21 protein-coding genes are annotated in these 23,015 nt (G+C 63.3%); 9 read left to right on the plus strand and 12 right to left on the minus strand.

Going from position 1 to position 23,015, the window contains the following annotated elements:
- Positions 1–99: 99 nt before the first annotated feature.
- Both BN1233_RS38125 and BN1233_RS38130 read right to left on the minus strand, forming a co-directional pair.
- The gene (locus BN1233_RS38125) at positions 100–1,392 is read right to left on the minus strand and encodes an NAD(P)/FAD-dependent oxidoreductase (RefSeq protein ID WP_046868968.1); all 1,293 of its coding nucleotides are present in this window, start codon (positions 1,390–1,392) and stop codon (positions 100–102) included.
- A gap of 204 nt (positions 1,393–1,596) precedes the next feature.
- Entirely contained in the window at positions 1,597–2,508 is a 912-nt protein-coding gene (locus BN1233_RS38130; RefSeq protein WP_046868900.1) for a histone deacetylase family protein, read from the minus strand.
- A 234-nt stretch (positions 2,509–2,742) separates the two neighbouring features.
- Here BN1233_RS38130 and BN1233_RS38135 point away from each other — a divergent pair, with 234 nt between their 5' ends.
- Positions 2,743–3,543 carry a substrate-binding domain-containing protein gene (locus BN1233_RS38135; protein ID WP_046868901.1) on the plus strand — a complete coding sequence of 267 codons (801 nt, stop codon included), beginning with the start codon at positions 2,743–2,745 and terminating at the stop codon, positions 3,541–3,543.
- A 52-nt stretch (positions 3,544–3,595) separates the two neighbouring features.
- Here the strand turns inward: BN1233_RS38135 and BN1233_RS38140 are convergent, their stop codons facing one another.
- From BN1233_RS38140 to BN1233_RS38185, 10 genes are all read right to left on the minus strand, one after another.
- Complete coding sequence (locus tag BN1233_RS38140) at positions 3,596–4,027, minus strand: PRC-barrel domain-containing protein (protein WP_046868902.1); 432 nt, start codon at positions 4,025–4,027, stop codon at positions 3,596–3,598.
- A gap of 214 nt (positions 4,028–4,241) precedes the next feature.
- The gene (locus tag BN1233_RS38145; RefSeq protein ID WP_063776744.1) at positions 4,242–5,072 is read right to left on the minus strand and encodes an HAD-IA family hydrolase; all 831 of its coding nucleotides are present in this window, start codon (positions 5,070–5,072) and stop codon (positions 4,242–4,244) included.
- Positions 5,057–5,827 (minus strand): HAD-IA family hydrolase, encoded by a 771-nt coding sequence (locus BN1233_RS38150; protein WP_048709896.1) that lies wholly within the window; start codon positions 5,825–5,827, stop codon positions 5,057–5,059. Before BN1233_RS38150 ends, BN1233_RS38145 begins: the two co-directional genes overlap by 16 nt.
- A complete protein-coding gene (gene rpe / locus BN1233_RS38155; protein ID WP_046868903.1) occupies positions 5,763–6,446 on the minus strand; it encodes a ribulose-phosphate 3-epimerase in 684 nt (227 codons plus the stop codon). The genes BN1233_RS38150 and rpe overlap by 65 nt, the downstream gene beginning before the upstream one ends.
- Positions 6,443–7,414: a CbbX protein gene (cbbX, locus tag BN1233_RS38160; RefSeq protein ID WP_082145895.1), complete on the minus strand. Its 972-nt coding sequence runs from the start codon at positions 7,412–7,414 to the stop codon at positions 6,443–6,445. Before cbbX ends, rpe begins: the two co-directional genes overlap by 4 nt.
- A 139-nt stretch (positions 7,415–7,553) precedes the next feature.
- Positions 7,554–7,949: a ribulose bisphosphate carboxylase small subunit gene (locus BN1233_RS38165; RefSeq protein ID WP_046868904.1), complete on the minus strand. Its 396-nt coding sequence runs from the start codon at positions 7,947–7,949 to the stop codon at positions 7,554–7,556.
- An 11-nt stretch (positions 7,950–7,960) separates the two neighbouring features.
- Positions 7,961–9,427: a form I ribulose bisphosphate carboxylase large subunit gene (locus BN1233_RS38170; protein ID WP_046868905.1), complete on the minus strand. Its 1,467-nt coding sequence runs from the start codon at positions 9,425–9,427 to the stop codon at positions 7,961–7,963.
- Between the two features lie 138 nt (positions 9,428–9,565).
- Positions 9,566–11,572, minus strand: a complete 2,007-nt coding sequence (gene tkt / locus BN1233_RS38175) for a transketolase (protein WP_046868906.1) — start codon at positions 11,570–11,572, stop codon at positions 9,566–9,568.
- A gap of 18 nt (positions 11,573–11,590) precedes the next feature.
- Complete coding sequence (locus BN1233_RS38180) at positions 11,591–12,466, minus strand: phosphoribulokinase (protein WP_046868907.1); 876 nt, start codon at positions 12,464–12,466, stop codon at positions 11,591–11,593.
- A gap of 14 nt (positions 12,467–12,480) precedes the next feature.
- Positions 12,481–13,527: a class 1 fructose-bisphosphatase gene (locus tag BN1233_RS38185; RefSeq protein WP_046868908.1), complete on the minus strand. Its 1,047-nt coding sequence runs from the start codon at positions 13,525–13,527 to the stop codon at positions 12,481–12,483.
- 159 nt (positions 13,528–13,686) lie between these two features.
- On the opposite strand from BN1233_RS38185, the gene BN1233_RS38190 reads away from it, so the two are divergent.
- The 8 genes from BN1233_RS38190 (at position 13,687) to BN1233_RS38225 (ending at position 22,890) form a co-directional block, all read left to right on the plus strand.
- Complete coding sequence (locus BN1233_RS38190) at positions 13,687–14,652, plus strand: LysR family transcriptional regulator (RefSeq protein WP_046868909.1); 966 nt, start codon at positions 13,687–13,689, stop codon at positions 14,650–14,652.
- A gap of 382 nt (positions 14,653–15,034) precedes the next feature.
- Complete coding sequence (locus tag BN1233_RS38195) at positions 15,035–15,709, plus strand: PhoH family protein (protein ID WP_425311787.1); 675 nt, start codon at positions 15,035–15,037, stop codon at positions 15,707–15,709.
- A 490-nt stretch (positions 15,710–16,199) separates the two neighbouring features.
- Positions 16,200–17,810 (plus strand): ABC transporter substrate-binding protein, encoded by a 1,611-nt coding sequence (locus BN1233_RS38200; RefSeq protein WP_046868910.1) that lies wholly within the window; start codon positions 16,200–16,202, stop codon positions 17,808–17,810.
- Between the two features lie 74 nt (positions 17,811–17,884).
- Positions 17,885–18,883: an ABC transporter permease gene (locus BN1233_RS38205; RefSeq protein WP_425311788.1), complete on the plus strand. Its 999-nt coding sequence runs from the start codon at positions 17,885–17,887 to the stop codon at positions 18,881–18,883.
- A complete protein-coding gene (nikC, locus tag BN1233_RS38210; RefSeq protein ID WP_046868911.1) occupies positions 18,880–19,797 on the plus strand; it encodes a nickel transporter permease in 918 nt (305 codons plus the stop codon). The genes BN1233_RS38205 and nikC overlap by 4 nt, the downstream gene beginning before the upstream one ends.
- Positions 19,794–20,630: an ABC transporter ATP-binding protein gene (locus BN1233_RS38215; RefSeq protein ID WP_046868912.1), complete on the plus strand. Its 837-nt coding sequence runs from the start codon at positions 19,794–19,796 to the stop codon at positions 20,628–20,630. The genes nikC and BN1233_RS38215 overlap by 4 nt, the downstream gene beginning before the upstream one ends.
- Positions 20,627–21,406: an ABC transporter ATP-binding protein gene (locus BN1233_RS38220; RefSeq protein ID WP_046868913.1), complete on the plus strand. Its 780-nt coding sequence runs from the start codon at positions 20,627–20,629 to the stop codon at positions 21,404–21,406. The genes BN1233_RS38215 and BN1233_RS38220 overlap by 4 nt, the downstream gene beginning before the upstream one ends.
- 125 nt (positions 21,407–21,531) lie before the next feature.
- A complete protein-coding gene (locus BN1233_RS38225; RefSeq protein ID WP_048709891.1) occupies positions 21,532–22,890 on the plus strand; it encodes a tetratricopeptide repeat protein in 1,359 nt (452 codons plus the stop codon).
- The last annotated feature ends 125 nt before the right edge of the window (positions 22,891–23,015 follow it).

The following is a 23,015-nucleotide window of genomic DNA, read 5'->3' on the forward strand; positions in this document are numbered from 1 at the left end:
AAAACACATCCAACACGTTCCCTCTCACGAAATGATTTGCAAAAAGGCCTCGCGTTCCGCGAGGCCTTTTTGCGTTTTGCCATCGTCGATCGTGCTCGATCACGTCCCGCGTGGCTCGTTCGGTTTCGCCATTGCCTCCCCTCCCCTGTCATCAGGAATGATGCGAGTTCCCGGCCGGTAGGTCAGGTATGCATAGAGCCACCTCAGTGTCACGATGAGCCGGTTCTGGAAGCCCACCAGAAGATAGACGTGGGCAATGCCCCATACGAGCCATGCCAGGAAGCCGCGCAGCTTCACGTCATTCCATTCGACCACGGCGGCGTTGCGCCCAATGACGGCAAGATTTCCACGCGAGTGAAAGCGGAAAGGCGGTGGTTCCTCACCTTTGGTGATGCGCCGAAGAAGCGCCCGTCCGAGATAGTAACCCTGCTGTTGGGCAACCTGTGCGAGCCCCGGCAGCGGCGTTCCTTTGTCATCCTTGGCCAGAGCCGCATCCCCGATGACATAGATATTCTCAAATCCGGGAACCGAGAGATCGGGGTTGACGGAGACATGACCGGCCCGGTCGGTCTCTCGAGACAGCCAGTCACCGACCGGTGAGGCGCGCACTCCGGCACCCCAGACAATGGTCCCGCACGGAATGAACGTCTCGCCAACCTGGATGCCATCCGCATTGATGTCGTTGACGGGCGCACCTACGCTGATCTCGACTCCAAGCCGCACGAGCGCGCGCTCTGCATAGGCCGACAGGTCTTCAGGAAACTGGGGCAGTATGCGCGAACCGGCCTCGACGAGGAGAATTCGAGCCCGCCGCGGATCGATATTGCGAAACTCCCGTTCGAGAGCCTCGTGCGTGAGACCGGCGATCGAGCCTGCCATCTCGACACCGGTCGGGCCTCCACCGATCACCGCAAAAGTCATCAGGCGCCGGCGCACCTCCGGATCCGTTTCGAGTTCCGCACGCTCGAGCGCCAGCAGGATATTGGCCCGAATTCGACGTGCATCCTCCAGAGTCTTCAGGCCAGGCGCGAACCTCTCCCATTCGGAATGGCCGAAATAGCTGTGTGTTGCACCAGTCGCCAGGACGAGCGTGTCGTAGCGCAGGACCCGTCCGGCGAATTGAATCTCGCGCTGTTCAGTGGCGATGCCGGTCACCTCGCCCATCAGCACCGTGATGTTCTTGTAGCGGCTCAGGATGCGGCGAATCGGTTCCGCGATGTCGCTTGGCGACAGCACGGCTGTCGCGACCTGATACAGGAGCGGCTGAAACAGGTGGTAGTTGCGCCGGTCGACGAGCGTCACCCGAACCGGACTGTTCCCAAGCACACGAGCGGTCGCGAGCCCGCCAAATCCGGCCCCAACGATGACAACGTGGTGAGGCTCGGATGCCATGTCGGCGACCAGATGCCCTGATGCCCCGGAATCAGGTTGAAGGCCATTGAGTTGCCCTGTACCGCGTTCGAGGTCCAATCCCGATCCCCCTTCCGTGGCGAATGCCGGGCTCACCAGCCCTGTCCAGTAACGATTCGTCTCGCGCTTTAGTCTCGGGCCGCCTCGTGCCTCGGACCCTGTCCGAATGTACAGGGCGGCACATGATCAGCTGTTATGGACGGCCGCCATTGCCTCGAACACTATTGCGTGGCGAGCTGCGAGGGCGTCCACATCCGTGGAATAGCCGCCGCCGATAACCGCTACGAGAGGAATTCCGCGCCGGCGTGTTTCATGGACCACGAGCCGGTCGCGCCGGCGCAATCCTTCGTCGGAAAGGGCAAGTCGCCCCAGCTTGTCGTCCCGATGCGGATCAACGCCCGCATTGAAGAACACGAGGTCTGGGTCGAGCCGGTCCAGCAGCCCCGGAACCTGCTCGCGCAGCATGGCCAGATATGCGTCGTCATCGAGTTCATCCTGGAGACCGATATCGAGGTCGCCCAGGATTTTGCGCGCGGGATAGTTCTTCTCCGCATGTGCGGAAAAGGTGAAAAGATCCGGGTCGTCCGCAAGGCAATCGGCTGTGCCGTCGCCCTGATGCACGTCGAGATCGATGATCAGCGCCCGCTTAATGCGGCCACGCCTCTTGAGTGCTTTCGCAGCGATCGCAACGTCGTTGAACACGCAGAATCCCGCCCCCGTCGCCCGTTGTGCATGATGGCTACCGCCGGCCGCACTTCCGGCAAAGCCATGATCGAGCGCCAGTGTTGCCGCGAGGAGCGTACCTCCGGCGGCTAGTCTGGCACGACGGACGACCCCGTCGTCGACCGGCAAGCCGATCCGGCGCTCGATATCCCGTGGAACCGCCACATTGCAGACCTGGTCTACGTAAGCGCTGTCATGTGCCAGGGCGAGCAGTTCGGCAGAGGCCGCCTCGGGCTCGACGAATCCGGACGGGGCTAGACCCCGCCTGAGGAGGATTTCCGCAAGTCTCCCATATTTCCGCATCGGAAACCGGTGCCCCTCGGGGAGTTCAGCTTGGTAACCCGGATGAAAGACGATTGGGGGCGGAGAGTTCATGGGCAGAGCGGAGAGCGGCCAAGCTTCGATGCAGGATGACGGCCCATGGTCGCACCGTCCCAGGCCCTGGTTCTAAACCGATCAGGGATGATACCGTAGCGCATCGCGCGGAAAAGTGGGTCCACCTTTCCGCGTCGTACGATGCCCCGCTCAAGGACCGAAGCATCGGACCCAAAAGTGGAATCCACTTTTGGGTCCGATGCTAGAGAGAGCCAAGGTTGTGAGGAGTTTGACTTGCGTTTTGGAAAGCTTCTTCTTGCGGGGGCTCTCGCGTCGCTGGCCCTTCTCGGCCCGGCAGGTGCACAGGATCTGTCATTGAAGGTCGGGACCCCGTCAGACGCCGTCGCGGCCCTCGTCCGATCTCTCGCACCGGCTTTCCGGAAGGAGACCGGAATCGCGGTCACGACTAGCCGGATCGAGACGGAGGACGACATCTCCACAGGTGAACTGGACACGCTTCTCGTGCCCGAACGCATCGTCGCCAGGATCGATTCGTTGCCGAGTTCCCAAACGGAGCCAGTCTTCGTGACCGACAGCGTCCTGCTCGGTACCCGCGGCGAGCGCGCCCGGGTGCGTGGCCTGAGGGACATCGAGAAAGCCTTTCGGTGGATTGCCGGCGCTCGGGGCACATTCGTGTCGAGCAGTCCCTCGCTCGGGCTTCGCGCACTGGAGGTATCGCTCTGGGACCGTGTCGGAGTCGATGTCCGGACACGTCTGACCTGGTATGTCGAAGCATCGGGCGACGAGAAGGACGTTTTCAATCGCGCCAGTCAGCTCGGGGCGTATGTTCTGGTCGAGCGCGCCACCTTCGCCGCGGCCCACGACCGGCGCGGCCTCGATATCCTGGTCGCCGATGACCCGATCCTCCAAAGCACCTATGTCAGCATTCTCCTCGACCCGAAGAATGAGAGTGCCCGCCTCTGGCAGGAATGGCTGAAGTCACCAGCCGGAACGGCCGGCATCACGCAGTTCCGGATCAACGGTATCGAGGTCTTTCGTCCGCTGGAGGGTAGCGCAGAGCGCGCCAGCGGGTAGTTTCCGCGTCTTCTCTCCGACGAGTCTCTCACGGGCGGCCTCCGCCGCTGCCTCATTCCGCGGCAGGCTTGCCGTAGAAATCCTCGAGAGCCTGCCCATAGGCCGGGTCCGCGAAGGGGTCCTCGCCCTCCTTGTAATGCGGTGCCTGCCCGAGCCGGTCGGCATCGATGTCGACGACATAGCCGCCCAACGTCGTGTCGTAGCGGAGAGCCCGCCATGGCAAGGGGTGATAGCTCTCCCCGATACCGAGCAGACCGCCGAACGACATGACCGCATAGGCGACCTGACCGGTGAACTTGTCGACCATGAAATTATAGACAGATCCGAGGCGCTCGCCATGCGAGTCGAAGACGGCCGTACCTTCGACCTTGTTGGACGCGATGAGCCGCACAGTTTCGTCTAGAGCGAGGCCCTCGGAGTTCGGATCGAGCTCCATCGAGCCGGGACTGCGGAGACGCTGTTCGTTCGGAAGGCTGGTCGGAATAGGAATTCTCCCGGCGAGGCGCGCGGCTTATCACTCCACGCCCTCGGGCGTCGCGGAAACGACACTCCGCGACGAAGGCCCTGAATTCTCGCGCCACTGACCGCATCCGCACGAGATCGGTATCCGAACGATGCGCATTGGCTCGGGCGCGGTTGCTCCCAGGGCAAACGAACTCGTCGGTCCTGCGTTCCGAAAGCAACGCAACGGGTCGAAATTATTGCGTCATCTCGAGAGCGGTCACGAGGGGAGGGTGCAATCCCTTCCCTCGTGACCCACGTGGCAGGAACCTGGAGAGGCTCAGCCAACGATCGATGGCGGCAACGGAAACCATTTCCTCGTCGAAGCCGGCCCCGTCGATATGGACAAAGCTCCGCTGAGGCTCACCGAGGTCGGACATCACCGCGAAGGCACCGAAGAAATCGTCACCCATCGTATAGAGGCTCGGCGTCGCAAGGGTTGGGATTCCTGCACGGCAGGCCGACAGGACCCCATTCGCGGAATCCTCGATCGCCACGCACTGGGACGCCGGTATTCCGAGTTGTCGCAGCACCTCATCGTAGACTTCGGGCGACGGCTTCTTTCGCGCGACTTCATCCCCGGCGACGATAACCTCGAATGCCGACGCGTTGATCTTCGGGGTCGCGTGCTGCAGGAGTGCGACGACATTTGCGCGGGTCGTCGTGGTGGCAATGGCGACGCGCCGGCCCGTCGACACCGCCTCCTCGATCAAACGGGCAATGCCTGGCCTGAACGCGATTTCTCCTTGTTCGAGAAGCGCAGTGTAGCGGGCCGTCTTCAGCGCATGGATCTCCTTCACGCCGTCTGCCCACTCCGGCGCCTCGTCGGGCCGGTAGCGGGCGAGATAATGCAGGAGCCGCTCCTTGCCTCCCGTGACCTGGAGCAGCTTGCCGTAGAGCGCGCGGTGCCAGTTCCAGTCGAGGCCGAGACTCGCAAAGGTCTCGTTGAAGGCTTGCCGGTGGATCTCTTCGGTGTCGACGAGGGTGCCATCCACGTCGAAGATGAGGGCTTTCACTGCAGCGCGCATGTTTCCTCCGTCAGCCCGTGCACGACGAGCGGCAGTTCGGACAGACACCAGATGACCCGATCGGCCCCGAAGTTGACCGCCGGCGCTCCCGAATAGCCGTAGGCTGCGGCGACGACCGGCACCTTTGCCGCCCGTGCAGTCTCGACGTCGATGTGATGGTCCCCGACGTAGACGAGCTGAGACGGCGGAATTCCAAGACGCGATGCGCAGGCGAGAAGCGGCCGTGGGTCAGGCTTTCGCCCGAACCCGCTATCTCCGCCGACGACCACCCCGATATGGTCGGCAAGGCCGAGCCGTTCGAGAATGAGCCGCGCAGGCGTCTCTGCCTTGTTGGTGCAGACCCCGATGGCGACAGCCTCGCCTGCAAGGCCGCACAGGATGTCGCGCGCCCCCGGGAAGGGCCTCGTCGAGGAGACGGGATCGCGGGAATAACGCTCGAGGAACCGGTCCGACAGACGCCGCAAGTCAGCCTCCGGCGCATCAACGTCCCGCAGGCGCAAAGCCTTGCGGATCAAGGCCGATATGCCCTCTCCCATCAGCACCTTGACCTCGCGGGCCGAGAACGGCGCAAGGCCGGTCTCTCGAAGGATCCCGTTGAGGATCACCGCGACATCCGCCGCGCTGTCCACGAGGGTCCCGTCGAGGTCGAAGATGATGCCGCGGGGGAAGAGATCGCCGCTCAAGGCCAGTTCAGGCAGCGCGTTGGCGAAGTCCGGCGCGCGCCGCGCTGCGGATCGCCGCGATGTTCTCTGCATAAGCCTCGGGACCTCCTTTGAAGATGGCCGAACCTGCCACCAGGGTATCGGCGCCCGCGGCGGCCAAGGCTCCGGCCGTTGCCGCGCTGACGCCTCCATCCACCTCGATCCGGATCGCCCTCCCGCCGCGCATCCGGGAGAGGCGCGCGACCTTGTCCACGGCCCCCGGGATGAAGGCTTGCCCGCCGAAGCCGGGATTGACCGACATCACGAGAACGAGATCGACCGCGTCGAGGAGGGGCTCGACCGCGCTCGCCGGCGTCCCCGGGTTCAGGACGATCCCGGCCCTCTTGCCGAGATGCCGGATGGCCTGGAGCGCGCGATGGATGTGGGGACCTGCCTCGACATGGACCGAGATCACGTCGGCGCCCGCCTTCGCGAAAGCGTCCAGGTACGGATCGGCCGGCGCGATCATGAGATGGACGTCCAGCACCCTGTCCGTATGGGGGCGCAGCGCTTTCACGACGTCCGGGCCGATGGTGATGTTCGGGACGAAATGGCCATCCATCACGTCGACATGGATCCAGTCGGCTCCGGCCGCGACGACGTCGCGGACCTCCTCGCCGAGCCGGGCGAAGTCGGCAGCGAGAATCGATGGGGCGATGACGAGGTCGTTCATGACCGTAGCGAGCCTTCGTCGCGAGCGTTGCCGTCGAGCCGTCCGCCGTTGGTCAGGACGCGGCTCGACAGGATGTCTGGCGCGTCAATGGTGATGAGATCCTCCACGGAGACCGATGAACTCGGATCGTCGAAATGCCGGTTCGCCTGGCGGAGGCGGGCGCGGTCGAGGGCATTGCGGATCGAGCGCGCATTGGCGAAATGCGGCTGGTTCTGGCGTGCCGCAATATAGCTGCGGAACACCTCCCGCCCCGCATCGCTGAAGCGGTAGTTCTGAGCTTCGAGCATGCGTTCTGCGATCGCGAGCAACTCGCCTTCGGTATAATCCGGGAAGTCGATGTGATGGGCGATGCGTGAGCGGAAGCCGGGATTGGAGCGGAAGAACGTGTCCATGCGATCCGCATAGCCCGCGAGGATCACGACCACGTCGTCGCGCTGATTCTCCATCACCTGCAGGAGAATCTCGATCGCCTCCTGGCCGTAATCGCGCTCGTTCTCCTGCCGATAGAGATAATAGGCCTCGTCGATGAAGAGGACGCCGCCCATCGCCTTCTTGAGGATCTCCTTCGTCTTCGGGGCGGTGTGGCCGATATACTGCCCGACGAGATCGTCGCGGGTGACGGAGACGAGGTGACCTTTGCGAACATAGCCGAGCTTGTGCAGGATCTCGGCCATGCGCAGGGCGACGGTCGTTTTCCCCGTCCCCGGATTGCCCGTGAAGCTCATGTGCAGGGTCGGCGTTTCGGCAGCGAGGCCCAGACGCCGGCGCACGCGGTCGACGAGCAGCAAAGCTGCGATCTGCCGGATGCGGCCTTTCACCGGAGCAAGGCCGACGAGTTCGCGATCGAGCTGATCGAGCACGGCGCCGATCTGCGTGTCGGCGCATTCCTGCCGGAGATCGATCCGCAGCTCGGAATTCGTCTCGGCACGGTCCGGTGCAAGATCGCTGGCAAGCGCACCAATCGTCATGAGATCAACTCCAGGTGAAAAGGGGCGCGGCGCCGGAATCGCCGCTGCCCAAGGTGCCGGGGAGCCGTTCGAGCGCGCGCTGGCGCTGCTCCGAGAGCGTGGGAGAACCGCATCAGCGCCCCGGATTCGAATGCCGGAATCAGGGCGCCTGCACGCGCGTGGTGTAGCGCAGGCCGCGTCCGCCGATCTCCTGCCTGTCAAGAACGAAAGCCGGCTCGGGTTGCGGGCGGTTCACGATGAAGGAGATCCGCACGGATTCCCAGCCGTGGCTCGCGTCGAAGCCGGAAAGCCGGATATAGCAGCGGTCGCCATAGACCTTGCGGCACTCGGCCAGCTCCATCATCACCGCCGCCGCATCCTTGATGTCGAACATCGGCATGCCCCACATCTCCCAATAGGTGTTGCGGGGATGAGGGTCTTCCGCGAATTCGATGTTCACGGCCCAGCCCTGATCAATGCAATACTGGACTTGTGCGTGGATCTGCTGGTCGGTGAGGTCCGGCAGGAACGAGAAACAACCTTGCGTGACTCTCATGGGATCTCTCCTTACTCGGCCGCCGTCGCGGTGGGAACAAAGTCGGGGGTATCGGTCGAGGCGTAGTTGAAGGTCACGTCCTTCCAGGTGTCGAGCGCCTGGCGCAGGGGCAGGCAATGCCTGGCTGCCTCGGCGAGGATCTCGGGCCCCTCGTTGACGAAATCCCGACCCTCGTTACGAGCGAGGATCATGGCTTCCAGCGCGACACGGTTGGCCGTCGCGCCAGCCTGGATGCCCATCGGGTGACCGATGGTGCCACCCCCGAATTGCAGCACCACGTCCTCACCGAGGTGGTCGAGAAGCTGGTGCATCTGGCCGGCATGGATTCCGCCGGACGCAACCGGCATGAGCTTGTTCAGCGAAGCCCAGTGCTGGTCGAAGAACACCCCGTGCTCGAGTTGCATCGGGTTGTAGTCCTCGCGGCAGATGTCGTAGTAGCCGCGGGTCGTCTTCGGGTCGCCCTCGAGCTTGCCGACGACGGTCCCGGCATGGATGTGATCGACGCCGGCAAGCCGCATCCATTTGGCGATGACGCGAAACGACACGCCATGGGTCTTCTGGCGCGTATAGGTGGAATGCCCGGCCCGATGAAGGTGCAGGATCATGTCGTTCCTGCGCGCCCATTTCGCCATCGACTGGATCGCCGTGTAGCCGATCACGAGATCGATCATGACGATCACCGAGCCGAGTTCCTTCGCGAACGCGGCGCGCTCGTACATGTCCTCCATCGTCGCAGCCGTGACGTTGAGATAGGTGCCCTTCACCTCGCCCGTCGCAGCCTGCGCCTTGTTGACGGCTTCCATGCAGTAGAGAAAACGATCGCGCCAATGCATGAAGGGCTGCGAGTTGATGTTCTCGTCGTCCTTGGTGAAATCGAGCCCGCCCTTCAGGGCCTCGTAGACGACGCGACCGTAATTGCGTCCGGACAATCCGAGCTTCGGCTTCACGGTCGCGCCGAGAAGGGGCCGGCCGAACTTGTCGAGACGCTCGCGCTCGACCACGATCCCGGTCGCCGGCCCCTGGAACGTCTTCACGTAGGCGACCGGCAGGCGCATGTCCTCGAGGCGCAGCGCCTTCAAGGGCTTGAAGCCGAAGACATTGCCGATGATCGAGGCCGAGAGATTGGCGATCGAGCCCGGCTCGAACAGGTCGAGATCGTAGGCGATGTATGCGAAATAGGAGCCTGGGCTGTTCGGGACCGGATCCACCCTGTAGCACTTGGCGCGGTATTTCTCGCAGGCGGTAAGCCGGTCGGTCCAGACCACCGTCCAGGTCGCCGTCGAAGATTCTCCCGCCACGGCAGCGGCAGCCTCGATCGGATCGACACCATCCTGCGGCGTCACCCGGAACAGAGCGATGAGATTCGTGTCCTTGGGCTCGTAGTCGGGCTCCCAGTACCCCATCTTGCGGTATTCCAGGACGCCCGACTTGTAGCGTTCCTTACCGGTCACAGTCTTGGCTCTGATATCCAGGTCCATGGCTAACTCCTGTTCGTTCGGCTTGCTCGCGGATCCGGCGTTACGCGGCAGGGGTGAAGGTGATGGAATGCAAGCAGCTCCCGTTCATTGCGCCCGAGAGCCGTCCTCGCTGCGCTATGCATGTCTCAGCTCCGCCGATCATCGAGCCCGCTCCATCGTTCGGAGCGCTGCATCGACGACGGCATCGGCCGTGATTCCGAAGTGGCAATAGAGATCGGAGGCAGGCGCCGAAGCACCGAAGCCCTGCATTCCGACGAAGGAGCCGCCCTCCCCGATCCAGCGGTCCCATCCGAAGCGTGCGGCCGCCTCGATAGCTATCCGCGGCGCCTTGCCGAGAACACGGCTGCGATAGGTTTCGTCCTGAGTCTCGAACAACTCCCAGGACGGCATCGACACGACGGCCGCATTCAGGCCTTCGCCAGCCAAGCGATCCGCTGCCGCAAGGGCGATCTCGACTTCCGAGCCCGTCGCCAGCAGGGTGACGTCACGGGCGCCCTCTCCGTTTCGCAGTACGTATCCGCCGCGCGTACAGAGATTCTCATTGCTCTTCTGGGTCCGAATCGTCGGAAGGTTCTGGCGCGACAGGCAAAGGACGGAGGGTGTCTCCCGGCTCTGGAGAGCGATCTCCCAGCACTCTGCGGTTTCAACCGCATCGGCCGGCCGGAACACGTACAGATTCGGGGTCGCCCGGAGCATCGCCAGATGCTCGATCGGTTGGTGCGTCGGGCCATCCTCTCCCAGGCCGATCGAGTCGTGCGTCAGCACGTAGATGACGCGAAGGCCCATGAGCGCCGAAAGGCGAATGGCGCCGCGCGCATAATCGGAGAAGACCAGAAACGTCCCACCGTAAGGAATGAAACCGCCATGGAGCGCGATGCCGTTCATGGCTGCCGCCATGCCGTGCTCGCGAACGCCGTAGCGGATGTAGCGTCCGCCGAACCGATCCTTCTGCACCGAGTCCAGATTCGGGGTAATCGTCAGATTCGAGTGGGTGAGGTCGGCCGAGCCGCCGATCGTCAGATCCGTTGCGCCGTTGACGATCGCGAGCGCCATCTCCGACGCCTTGCGCGTCGCGACGCTCGGCTTGGCTTCGACCAGGGCGCGCTTGTGCTCGTGAAGCCGTTCGTAGACAACATCCGGCACCTCACCCGAAAGTGCATTCAGGAAGTCCGCACGCGTCGGGGCCTCGGCTAGTCTTGCTTCCCATTGCTCGCGCAACGCGCGGCCGCGCTCACCAGCCCGGCGCCAGGCGGCCAGAATCGCATCGGGAATTTCGAAAGGCGGGTGGCTCCATCCGAGGCGTTCACGCGCACCGGCGATTTCAGCCGCACCCAGGGGCGCACCATGAACCGCCTCGGTACCCTGCCGGTTCGGCGCTCCGTAGCCGATGACCGTGCGGCAGGCGATCAATGACGGACGATGCGTCGCCTGTGCGAGCCGGATTGCTTCCTCGACTTCATCCGGCGCATGCCCGTTGACGCTCTGCACGTGCCAGCCCGAGGCGGCAAAGCGGGCGATCTGGTCCGTCGACGTGGACAGCGACGTCGGACCATCGATGGAAATCCCGTTGTCGTCCCAGAGGACGATCAACCGTCCCAGACCGACATGGCCCGCGAAGTCGATCGCCTCGTGGCTGATGCCCTCCATGAGGCAGCCGTCGCCGGCGATGACATAGGTATAGTGATCGACCAGGGAATCGCCGTAGCGCGCGTTCAGCATCCGCTCCGTAAGCGCCATACCTACGGCCGTCGTGATGCCCTGCCCCAAAGGACCCGTCGTGGTCTCCACGCCCCGTGTCACGAAGTTCTCGGGGTGTCCGGGCGTCAGCGAGCCGAGCTGCCGGAACCGCTTCAGCTCATCGAGCGTCACGTGCTCGTATCCAGTAAGATGCAGGAGCGCGTAGAGCAGCATCGAGCCGTGGCCGGCCGAAAGGACGAAGCGATCCCGGTCCGGCCAGTCGGGCTTCGACGGATCGAATTTCAGGAACTGCGTGAACAGCACGGTTGCTGCATCCGCTATGCCCATCGGCATTCCCGGATGGCCGGACTTCGCCTGCTCGACGGCATCCATGGCAAGCGCCCGCACGGCGTTGGCAAGGGTCGCGCGAGTCACTGTCGGCTCGATGGACGGCAGGTGAATGTTCATGGCTTCCGGTATCCAGTCTCAGAGCATGCGGCGCCGGCGCTCGACGAGCTGCAGGATCATCGGCGTGAGGATGAGCTGCATCGCGAGATCGAGCTTGCCGCCCGGGATGACGATGGAGTTCGCCCGCGACATGAAGCTGTCGTGGAGCATCGAGAGCAGGTACGGAAAGTCGAGTCCGCGCGGATTGCGGAAGCGGATCACGACCATGGATTCGTCGAGGGTCGGAATCCAGCGGGCGATGAACGGATTGGAGGTATCAACCGTCGGCACCCGCTGAAAATTGATGTCCGTCTCCGTGAATTGCGGGCAGATGTAATGTATGTAGTCCGGCATCCGCCGCAGGATGGTGTCGGTGACGGCCCCGGTGGAATAGCCCCGCGTAGCCCGGTCACGGTGGATCTTCTGGATCCATTCGAGATTGATGACCGGCACGACCCCGATCTTGAGATCGGCATAGCGGGCAATGTTCACCGTCTCGGTGACAATGGCGCCGTGAAGGCCTTCATAGAACAGGAGATCGGTATTCTCCGGGAGCGGCTCCCAATCCGTGAAGGTGCCGGGCGCAGCGTTGTAGAGCTTCGCCTCCTTGTCGTCATGCACGTAGCGCCGCATCCGGCCGGTGCCGCACTCGCCATATTCGCGAAACACATCCTCGAGCTCTTCGAGGAGATTGGCGCGCAGCCCGAAATGACTGAAGTTGTTGTTGCCGCTCCTTGCCTCCGCAGTCATCACCTCCCGCATCTCGACGCGATTGTAGCGATGGAAGGCATCACCCTCGATGAAGGCGGCATTGACCTTCTCGCGCCGGAAGATCTGCTCGAACGTATTCTTGACCGAAGTCGTGCCGGCGCCTGATGAGCCGGTCACGGAAATGATGGGGTGCTTCGTCGACATCGCTGATTCCGAATTCACGCGCGGAGGAGACCGCGCCGCCCGAAGAGCGGCGAGAGTTCAGACGGACCGCACGGCTCCCTGTGATAGCGCCGGATCCGTGCGACCTTCTCGGCTGATCCAAAGACCAGAGGCGTGCGTTGATGCAGAGAGGCGGGCCGGATGTCCAGGATGCGCTCGACGCAATCCGTAGCCGCTCCACCTGCCTGTTCCATGAGGAAGGCAATCGGATTAGCCTCATAGACGAGACGCAAGCGACCATTCTGGTAGTTCTTTCGTTGATCTGCCGGGTAGAGGAACACGCCGCCCCGCATGAGAATGCGGTACGCCTCGGCCACGAGTGAGGCGATCCAGCGCATGTTGAAATCCTTTCCCCGCGGACCTTCGGCGCCTTGCAGACAGTCGTTCACGTAAGAGCGGATCGGTTCGGCCCAGTACCTTTGGTTCGAGATGTTGATCGCGAATTCCTGGGCGCTCACGGGCACGAAGACCTCGTCCAGCGCGAGACGGAAGGCCCCGATGGTCCGGTCGAGAATGAAAACCTGCACGCCCCGCCCAAGCGAAAGCACCAACGCCGTCTGCGGCCCATAGACGACGAATCCGGCCGCGAGCTGTGTGGAGCCTGTCTGCAGGAAGGCTTCGACCGGTCGTGTCACGCCCTGTGGATGCGCCCATACGATCGAGAAGATCGTGCCGATCGACACATTGGTGCTGATGTTGGACGAGCCGTCGAGAGGGTCGATGGCGACGGCGAGCGGCGCTTCCGGATCGAGAACAACGACGTCCTCGAGTTCCTCGGATGCCAAGACTGCTACCGGGGCATTGCGAAGTGCATCGACGAGACGGTCATTGGCCATCACGTCGAGGACATGCTGCACGTCTCCATCGGAATTCGTGCGACCGCACCCGTTCCCGAGATCGCCCCCGAGACGACCAAGAGCAACAATTTCTCCAATACCGATCGCGGCTTTGGCGATGCTTGTCACGACGGATGCGACGCCACGGTCAGCGTCGGTAACGGCATCCTGAAAGAGTCGCTCGTCGAGGCGTGTCCCAATCGCCATCGTGGTCCTCCTCCCGTCCTTTGACGATTCGCCGTCTGCTTTGACCTTCGGCTCCGGAGAGCGATCGGGCTCGTCGACACAGCCACTATGCCTGCCGAGCTATGAGAAGGAAAATTGAAAATAGTTGAAGGAAGCCTCAGAAAAATCTAACGTGCGGCCATGAGGAACCTTACCCTCAAACAACTTCAGGCCGTCGCGGCGGTCGCCCGTCTCGGGACGATCACGCGTGCCGCGCAGGAGCTTCACGTCACACCTGCAGCCTTGACCTCCCGGATTCAGCAACTTGAGGACGAAGTAGGCCTAGTCCTCTTCGACCGGACCAACACAGGTCTGAAGATCACCGATGCCGGGCGCGAGATGCTCTCCGCCATCGACAGCATCAATGTGGCCATCGAGGCCTGCATGGAACGGCTGGATGCCCTGAAGGGAGTCGCAGGTGGGCGCGTCGCGATCGGGGTGGTGTCGACCGCGAAATATTTTGCCCCGCAGGCGATTGCCGGCTTCTCCCGCGAGCATCCAGCGGTCGAGATCAGCCTCCTGGTCGGCAATCGCGCGGAGACGATCGAATCCCTGCGTGAATACGACCTGGATCTTGCAATCATGGGCCGCCCTCCACACGATATGGCTGTCCAGGCAGAGCCGATCGGGGACCATCCCCTGGTCATCATCGCTCATCCGGAACACCGGTTCGCCGACCGGCGTGGTCTCAAGCGTACCGACCTCGTCGACGAGGCCTTTTTGGCGCGTGAGGACGGCTCCGGCACACGCACGGTGTTCGAGGAATTCATGACCGGCCTGATGGTCCGGCGCCCGAGATTCGGCATTGATGTCGGGAGCAACGAGACGATCAAGCAGGCCGTCATGGCAGGCCTCGGGATCGCATTGATTTCCGGCCACACGGTTGCGGCCGAACTCACGGACGGTCGTCTCGTCATGCTCGATGTCGAGGGTCTGCCCGTGCGGCGGCGTTGGTTTGCCGTGCGCCGCTCCGACAAGGTCCTTGGACCCACCGCGACATCCCTCTGGCAGTTCGTCGTCGAGCGAGGCTCGAGTTATCTTCCTAAGCTCCCCGGTTCGGACGGCCTCTCGAAGGCTCGCGTCCGAACCGTGAAGCGGGATGAATGACCCTCGCCAGGCGTTATCCCCAGGCAATTCGCTCGAAAACGTCCAACGGGGAACCAACTCGCTCGGCGAACATTCGACTCGTAACCGGTCGTGGCATGCTAAAACTGTCACGAGAATCGAAGACCATTTCGGCTCGTGAGCCGAGAAGATCGGGGTTCGATGAGCAGACGGGCTGATCCTAGGAAACCGGATCGCGGATCTCCGCCGCCCCTGACGAGTCGTCCCCCTCGCCTTTCCACTCAGGCATATCTTCCACCTCGAGCGGCTCTGCGCGCCGCTCGGTCGGGTAGACCTGCGCAGATCTCAAAGCGGGAGCCAACCGTTGAGCAAGCGTCACGACAAGCAGAGACGTAAGACCCACCGCTCATTCGAATCCGCGCGGATCATCGAACTGCATGGGTCCAAATACGAGAGCGAACGCTCACCTCCGCCGATCCGGCCGCTCAATCCGACTCAATCCGACTATCTCGATGCTCTCAAGACGAGCCCCCAGGTCGTGGTGCTCGGGCCCGCCGGAACGGGCAAGACCTGGATCGCAGCGACATATGCCGCCGACCTGTACCGCCAGCGCAGGATCGACAAGATCATTCTCACGCGTCCCAATGTCCCGTGCGGGCGATCTCTCGGTTACTTTCCGGGAACGATGGAGGAAAAGTTCGCGCCCTGGGCCGAGCCCGTCATTCAAGCCATCAAGGAGCGCATCGGCGCCGGAGCCTATGACATCGCATTGAAGAACGGAGACATCGAGCTGGTGCCCTTCGAAGTGATGCGCGGGCGATCTTGGAAAAGCGCCTTCATCCTTCTCGACGAGGCACAGAATGCAACGCCGGCCGAGATGAAGACATTTCTGACGCGCATCGGCGAAGACTCGACGATCGTCATCAATGGCGATGTGAGCCAGTGCGACCTGCGCGAGTCTTCCGGCCTGCGCACCGTCGTGCATCTCATCAAGTCGCAGATGCTCCCGGTCCCAGTGATCGAATTCACACTCAACGACATCGTCCGCTCGGGCATCTGCGAGATGTGGGTGCGCGCGTTCGAGGAGGCGCGGCTTTAGCAGTTCCTGCGATATCGCGTTATACTTCCTCTCACCCGGGCGCTTCGCGCCCGGCCTCACGCCGGGGAGAGGCGATGTGCAGGCCACGCAATTCCCACCTCACCCCTTGTGGGAGAGGTCGCCCCGATTTGGCAGAACGAACCCAAAAGTGATCTGTGCGCTGCGCCGTCTTCACCTCGCCCCGTGCGGGAGAGGCCGCCCCCAAGGGGCGGGTGAGGGGTGCCGGTGCCGACATCGGGAGTCATGCCATCCTCATGGCTCGCGGCGTCGGAAATGATGCTACCCCTTCCCGGGCGACACCTTGGAAGGGCCATTAAGTCCCCTCCATGCCCTGGGACATGCCGCCTGCTCTCCGCCAAATGGCTTGGCACGACCGGATCCGTGCGGCTAGTTTGAGGCCGGCGGCGGCACGGCTCGCCCGCGACGGCGCTTCGGGCCGAGTGAACCCCGTTGCGCCGTCGCCATCAGAACCAGGGACAGGAGAACGGTAATGCACATCACCCTATCGCGGCGGGTCGGGCGCCTCCTTCGCGTCACGGCGGCGGCTGCACTCATCGCGGGGTCTGGCGCCGCGCTGGCGGCGACCCCGAAGGACACCCTTGTGGTGGCCTGGGCGATCGACGACATCATCACCATGGACCCGGCGGAATCCTTCGAGATCTCCGCGGGCGAGATCATGGGCAATGCCTATGATCGCCTCGTGCGCTTCGACGTCAACGATCCGTCGAAACTCTATGGCGACCTCGCCAAGTCATGGACTATCGCCGAGGACGGAAAGACCTATACCTTCGAACTGAAGCCGGACATGAAATTCGCCTCCGGCAATCCGATCACGGCCGAGGACGTGGCTTTCTCGCTCCAGCGCGCCGTCCTGATCGACAAGTCGCCGGCTTTCATCCTGACGCAGTTTGGCTTCACGAAGGACAACGTGAAGGACAAGGTCAAGGCGACCGGCCCACTCACGCTGACGATCGAGACCGATAAGCCCTACGCGCCGAGCTTCGTGCTGAACTGCCTTACTGCGAATGTGGCAGCGGTCGTCGACAAGAAGCTGGTGCTCTCCAAGGAGCAGAACGGCGATCTCGGTTATGCATGGCTCAAGACCAACTATGCCGGCTCGGGCCCGCTCAAGATCCGTGAATGGCGCGCGAACGAGATCCTCGCCCTGGAGCGCAATGAGAATTACCACGGCGAGAAGTCGAAACTCGCGCGCGTGATCTATCGTCACGTCAAGGAAGCTGCCACGCAGCGTCTCCTGCTCGAGAAGGGAGACGCCGATATCGCCCGCAACCTGACGCCACAGGATCTGCAGGCCGTTTCATCGAACAAGGACATCAAGACCACGGGAACCCCCAAGGGTACGGTCTACTACATCAGCCTGAACCAGAAGAACGAGACCCTGGCGAAGCCCGAGGTCCGCGAGGCCATGAAATGGCTCGTCGACTATGCCGGGATCGGTGATACGCTGATCAAGGACATCGGCGTCATCCACCAGAACTTCCTGCCCGTCGGGCTTCTAGGCGCGAGCACCGAAAATCCGTACAAGCTCGACGTCGAGAAGGCGAAGGCGCTCCTCGCCAAGGCCGGCCTGCCGAACGGCTTCAAGGTCACCATGGATGTCCGCACCACCCAGCCGGTGCAGGGCATCGCGGAAAACTTCCAGCAGACCGCAAAACGCGCAGGCATCGACATCGAGATCATTCCCGGTGACGGCCGGCAGACGCTGACGAAGTATCGTGCGCGCAACCACGACATCTATATCGGCCAATGGGGCGCGGACTATTGGGATCCCCATACCAACGCCGATACCTTCGTGCGCAATCCGGATAATTCCGATAATGCCGCGTCGAAGCCGCTTGCGTGGCGTAATGCCTGGGACATTCCCGAACTCACCAAGAAGGCCAATGCGGCCGTTCTCGAGCGTGACACCGAGAAGCGCAAGGCGATGTATCAGGAGATGCAGGCCGAGTTCCGGCAGACGAGCCCCTTCGTGATGATCTATCAGATGACCGAAGTGGCTGCTTACCGGGCGAACGTCCAGGGACTGAAGATCGGCCCGACCTCCGACTCGACCTACATGTTCAACGTTTCGAAGCAGTAGACGCGCTTTTGACCAGCACTGCTGCAATTGGAGGCGGACGCTCGCGCGCCCGCCTCGTTTCGAAGGCGAAGGCGATCGGACGCTTCGTCGTTGCCCTTCTGCTCACTTATCTCGGGCTGCTCGCGGTCACGTTCTTCATCGGCCGGGTGATCCCGGTCGATCCCGTCCTCGCGATCGTCGGGGATCGGGCGCCGGAACATGTGGTTCAGCGCGTACGCGAGGAACTCGGACTGAACCTGCCCCTGTGGCAGCAGTTCCTGATCTATCTCGGCAAGGTGATCCAGGGAGATTTCGGCACATCCGCGCTGACGTCGAATCCCGTGATGGAGGACATCCGCCGCGTCTTTCCCGCGACGCTGGAACTCGCGACGCTCGGGACCCTGATCGGAGCCGGATTCGGCATCCCGCTCGGCGTATGGGCGGCGGTGAAGCGGGGTGGCCTCGTCGATCAACTCGTCCGCGTCATGGGCCTCATCGGATACTCGGTGCCGATCTTCTGGCTCGGTCTGATGGCGCTCCTCGTGTTCTACGCCCGGCTCGGCTGGGTCGGCGGCCCCGGCCGGATCGATGTCGTCTACGAATATACGGTGACTTCGATCACCGGGATCATGCTCCTCGACACAGCCATCACGGGCGAGTGGGAGGCATTCTGGAATGCCTTCTCGCACCTCATCCTGCCGGCATCCCTGCTGGGCTATTTTTCTCTCGCCTATATCAGCCGGATGACGCGGTCCTTCATGCTGAACGAGCTCGGCCAGGAATACGTCGTCGCAGCGCGTGCGAAGGGCCTGTCGGAAGGGCGCATCATCTGGCGTCATGCTCTCCGCAATGCGGCCGTTCCGCTCGTCACGGTCGTGGCCTTGTCCTATGCGGGTCTGCTCGAAGGCTCGGTGCTGACCGAGACGGTTTTTGCCTGGCCCGGTCTTGGCCTCTACATCACGAACTCGCTCCAGAATGCCGACATGAACGCGGTGCTCGGGGGCACGATCGTGGTGGGCTCGGTCTTCATAGGGCTGAATCTCTTGTCCGACCTCCTGTACCGCCTGCTCGACCCGAGGACCCGTTCGCGATGACCGCCATCAGGCAGGAGAGCTGGCGTGACTGGCTCATGTCGGAGCGCCCAGCCTCACGGCGTCAGGCGGCACTCGGGCGCGCCTATGCAGCGTGGCGCACATTCGCGCGTAACCGCCTGGCGATGGCGGGGCTGTTCATCATTCTGGCCCTCATCGTTGTGGCGATCTTTGCGGATCAGCTCGCGCCCTATTCGCCCTACGAGGGCGACCTGCGGGAAGCCCGCCTGCAGCCCCCCTCGTGGACACACCCCTTCGGCACCGACGACCAGGGCCGCGACATCCTCTCGCGGGTGATTTACGGCTCGAGGATCACGCTGTTCGTCGTCGTGCTGGTCGCCGTCCTGGCTGCTCCCATCGGGCTCCTGGTCGGCACCGTTGCGGGCTACGCGGGGGGATGGGTCGATTCGGCCCTGATGCGGATCACCGACATCTTCCTGGCTTTCCCGCGCCTGATCCTGGCGCTCGCGTTCGTGGCGGCCCTGGGGCCCGGCATCGAGAATGCCGTGATCGCGATCGCGATCACCTCCTGGCCACCCTATGCCCGGATCGCACGGGCGGAGACGCTCACCATCCGGCAGACCGACTATATCGCCGCCGTGAAGCTCGTCGGCGCATCCCCGTGGCGGATCGTGCTGCGCCATATCATGCCGCTCTGCGTGTCCTCCGTGATCATCCGCGTGACCCTCGATATGGCCGGAATCATCCTGACCGCCGCGGGCCTCGGGTTCCTGGGGCTCGGCGCTCAGCCACCCATGCCCGAATGGGGGGCTCTGATCGCCAATGGCCGCCTCTATGTGCTCGACCAATGGTGGGTCGCGGCTGCGCCAGGGGCCGCCATCTTCATGGTCAGCCTCGCCTTCAACCTTCTCGGCGATGGCCTGCGCGACGCGCTCGATCCGAAGGCGACACGATGAATCCGCTGCTCGTCGTCGACGACCTGAGAGTCTCCTATCCGAACCGCGACGGCGCCTATGTGGAGGTCGTCCGCGGAGTCAGTTTCACGCTCGGTCGCGAGCGCCTGGGAATCGTCGGCGAATCCGGCTCGGGAAAGTCGCAGACCGGCCGGGCCATTCTCGGACTGACGCCGCCGCAGGGCCGTGTCACCGCGCAACGCCTGACATTCGATGGCATCGATCTCCTGACCTGCCCGCCGCGCCAGCGTCGGGACCTCCGCGGCGACCGGATCGCCATGGTGCTGCAGGACCCGAAATTCTCCCTGAACCCGGTCATGAAGATCGGAGACCAGATCGTCGAAACCCTGCAGGCTCACGAGCGAGTGGGCAACCGCGTCGCGCGCAAGCGGGCGCTCGCCATGCTGGAAGCGGTGCAGATCGATAACCCCGAGCGGGTCTTCGGCCTTTATCCGCACGAGGTCTCGGGCGGCATGGGCCAGCGCGCCATGATCGCCATGATGCTCATTGCCGACCCCGATCTCCTGATCGCGGACGAACCCACCTCGGCGCTGGACGTGACGGTCCAACTCCAGGTGCTCTCGATTCTCGACCGCCTGGTGAGCGAGCGCGGCATGGGCCTGATCTTCGTCTCCCATGACCTGCGGCTGGTATCCTCTTTCTGCGATCGCGTTCTCGTGATGTATGCCGGGCGCGTGGTGGAGGAGATCGCCACTGGCGATCTCTCGCATGCGAGGCATCCCTATACGCGCGGCCTTCTCGAGTGCCTCCCGCGCCTCGGCGGCGACCGCCATCCCCTCCCCGTCCTCAACCGCGATCCGGCCTGGGCATCATGACGGTCGGACTCGAAGTCGAGCACCTGCGAGTGGTCTTCGATGACTATGTTGCCGTCGCCGATGCGTCGTTCCGTGTCGGACCGGGGGAAAGCTTTGGGATCGTCGGCGAGTCCGGATCGGGCAAATCGACGATCCTCCGTGCCATCTGTGGCCTCGCACCCGCCACCTCCGGATCGATCCGGCTGATCGGGCCGCAGGATCGCCCCCGGCCTGCGCCCGGCACGAGGCCGTTCCGCCGGATGGTGCAGATGGTATTCCAGGATCCCTACGGGTCGCTGCACCCCCGTCAGACAGTGGACCGGATTCTCGCCGAGCCTCTCGCGATCCATCGCATTCCGGACGCGGAGCGCCGGATCGAACAGGCGCTCGACGAGGTCGGGCTCGGATCGGGGTTTCGCTTCCGCTATCCGCATCAATTGTCCGGCGGCCAGCGGCAGCGCATTGCGATCGCCCGCGCCCTGATCCTCGAACCGGAGATCCTTCTCCTCGACGAGCCGACCTCGGCCCTTGATGCATCGGTCCAGGCTGAGGTTCTGAACCTGCTCGAAGAGATCCGCAGGCACAGAAGCTTGGCCTACGTCATGGTGAGCCATGACCTCGCGGTGGTGACTCATATGTGCGAGCGCCTGATGGTGATGTATCAGGGGCGCGCAGTCGAGTTCCTGACCGCGGCAGACCTTGCCGCACGGCAGGTGACGAGCGACTACACGCGCACCCTCATGGAGGCCGCAGTGGGCTTCCGGCGCAAGGATCCGATGCCCGATTCCGCCGCATGAGGCCGGTGCCACAGGTCGATCTGCCTCCCGAATCTCATCGAATGGGCGTCGAGCGGGCTCGCTGACAGTGGCCGACGCATGCAAAATGATATCGGACGAGCCCCTGATGTGTTACATCATCACTCATGTCGAGCAGTCGCGATGGTCGACCTGTGGGACAGGGGCGCTGGGACGGAACGGTCACGCTTTCCGAAGCGCTGCAAATTGCGGTTGCGCTGCACCGCAAGGGCGAAACGGCTGAAGCAGAAGCGCTCTACAACCGGGTTCTGGCAGCGCAACCCGACCAGCCAGATGCGCTACACTTCCTCGGTGTCCTCCATCACCAGCGCGGGCAAAGTGCGGCAGCCATTGACCTGATCGCGCGATCTCTCGCAACGCTTCCGGAACAGCCAAGTGCTCTGACGAATCTCGGCAACATCCTGGTAGAACAGGGGCGCCTTGCCGAGGCCGTCGAGGCCTATCGCAAGGCGATTGCTCTCGAGCCCGGGCATGCCGGCGCACACAGCAATCTCGGACTGACCTTGCGGGCACTCGGGCACCCGGATGAGGCCGAGGCCGCCTATCGCCGAGCCATCGAACTCGTCCCCGCTCACCCCGAGGCGAACGAAAATCTCGGCAACCTCCTCATCGCGCAAGGCAGAGCCGAGGAAGCGATTGCCGCCTTCTGGCAAGCCGTCATCGCGACGCCGAAGAGCCCGAAGACACGCCGGCTTCTGGCAATGGCCTATGATGCGGTGGGCGAGACCGGGAAGGCTCTCGAAATCCTGCGGGAGTGGCTGGCGGACGAGCCCTCCAATCCGATCGCGGCGCACATGTATGCGGCATGCTCCCGCGAGGACGTGCCGCAGCGTGCCAGCGATGCCTATATCGAGCAGACATTCGATATCTTCGCCGATAGCTTCGACGCAAAGCTCGCGCAGCTCGAGTATCGCGCTCCTGAGCTGATTGCGGCAGCCCTGACGAGGCATATCGGGCCCAAAGCCGGCAAGGTTGCGTGCCTCGATGCAGGATGCGGCACCGGCCTGTGCGGAGCTCTCGTTTCGCCCTTCGTCGAGCACTTGGTCGGCATCGACCTGTCGAGCGGCATGCTGCAGCAAGCGAAGAAGCGTGGCGTGTACCACGAATTGGCGAAGGCCGAACTGACGGAATACCTCCTGGGTGCTCCAGGGGCATTCGACGTCATCATCTCGGCCGATACGCTCGTCTATTTCGGGGCGCTGGACGGAGTTCTTTCCGCCGCTGCCGGAGCCCTCAGACCCGGCGGTCTTCTCGTCTTCACCCTGGAAGAGACGACGGATCCGGCCGGATTTTCGAGCTACCGGATCAACTCGCACGGCCGCTACAGCCACGGGAGGGGCTATGTGCAAACCTTGCTGGATAATGCCGGGCTGAGCACACTCGACATCGAAGCCGCCGTCCTGAGGCAAGAAAATCTTAAGCCTGTGGACGGCATGGTTATAACTGCTCGCAGACTAGGCGCGTAAATCCGGCTGAATGAATGCCGGCCCAGGTGACACCAGATGGCCAGGGAGTCACGCAACGCTCGACCGGTTCGTTATTGCGCCCAGCCGCAATCGCCCATCGGCTCAAGCTCTTTGGCACTCTCCGA

It is taken from the genome of Microvirga massiliensis, assembly GCF_001006805.1.
Taxonomy (GTDB): Bacteria; Pseudomonadota; Alphaproteobacteria; order Rhizobiales; family Beijerinckiaceae; genus Microvirga; species Microvirga massiliensis.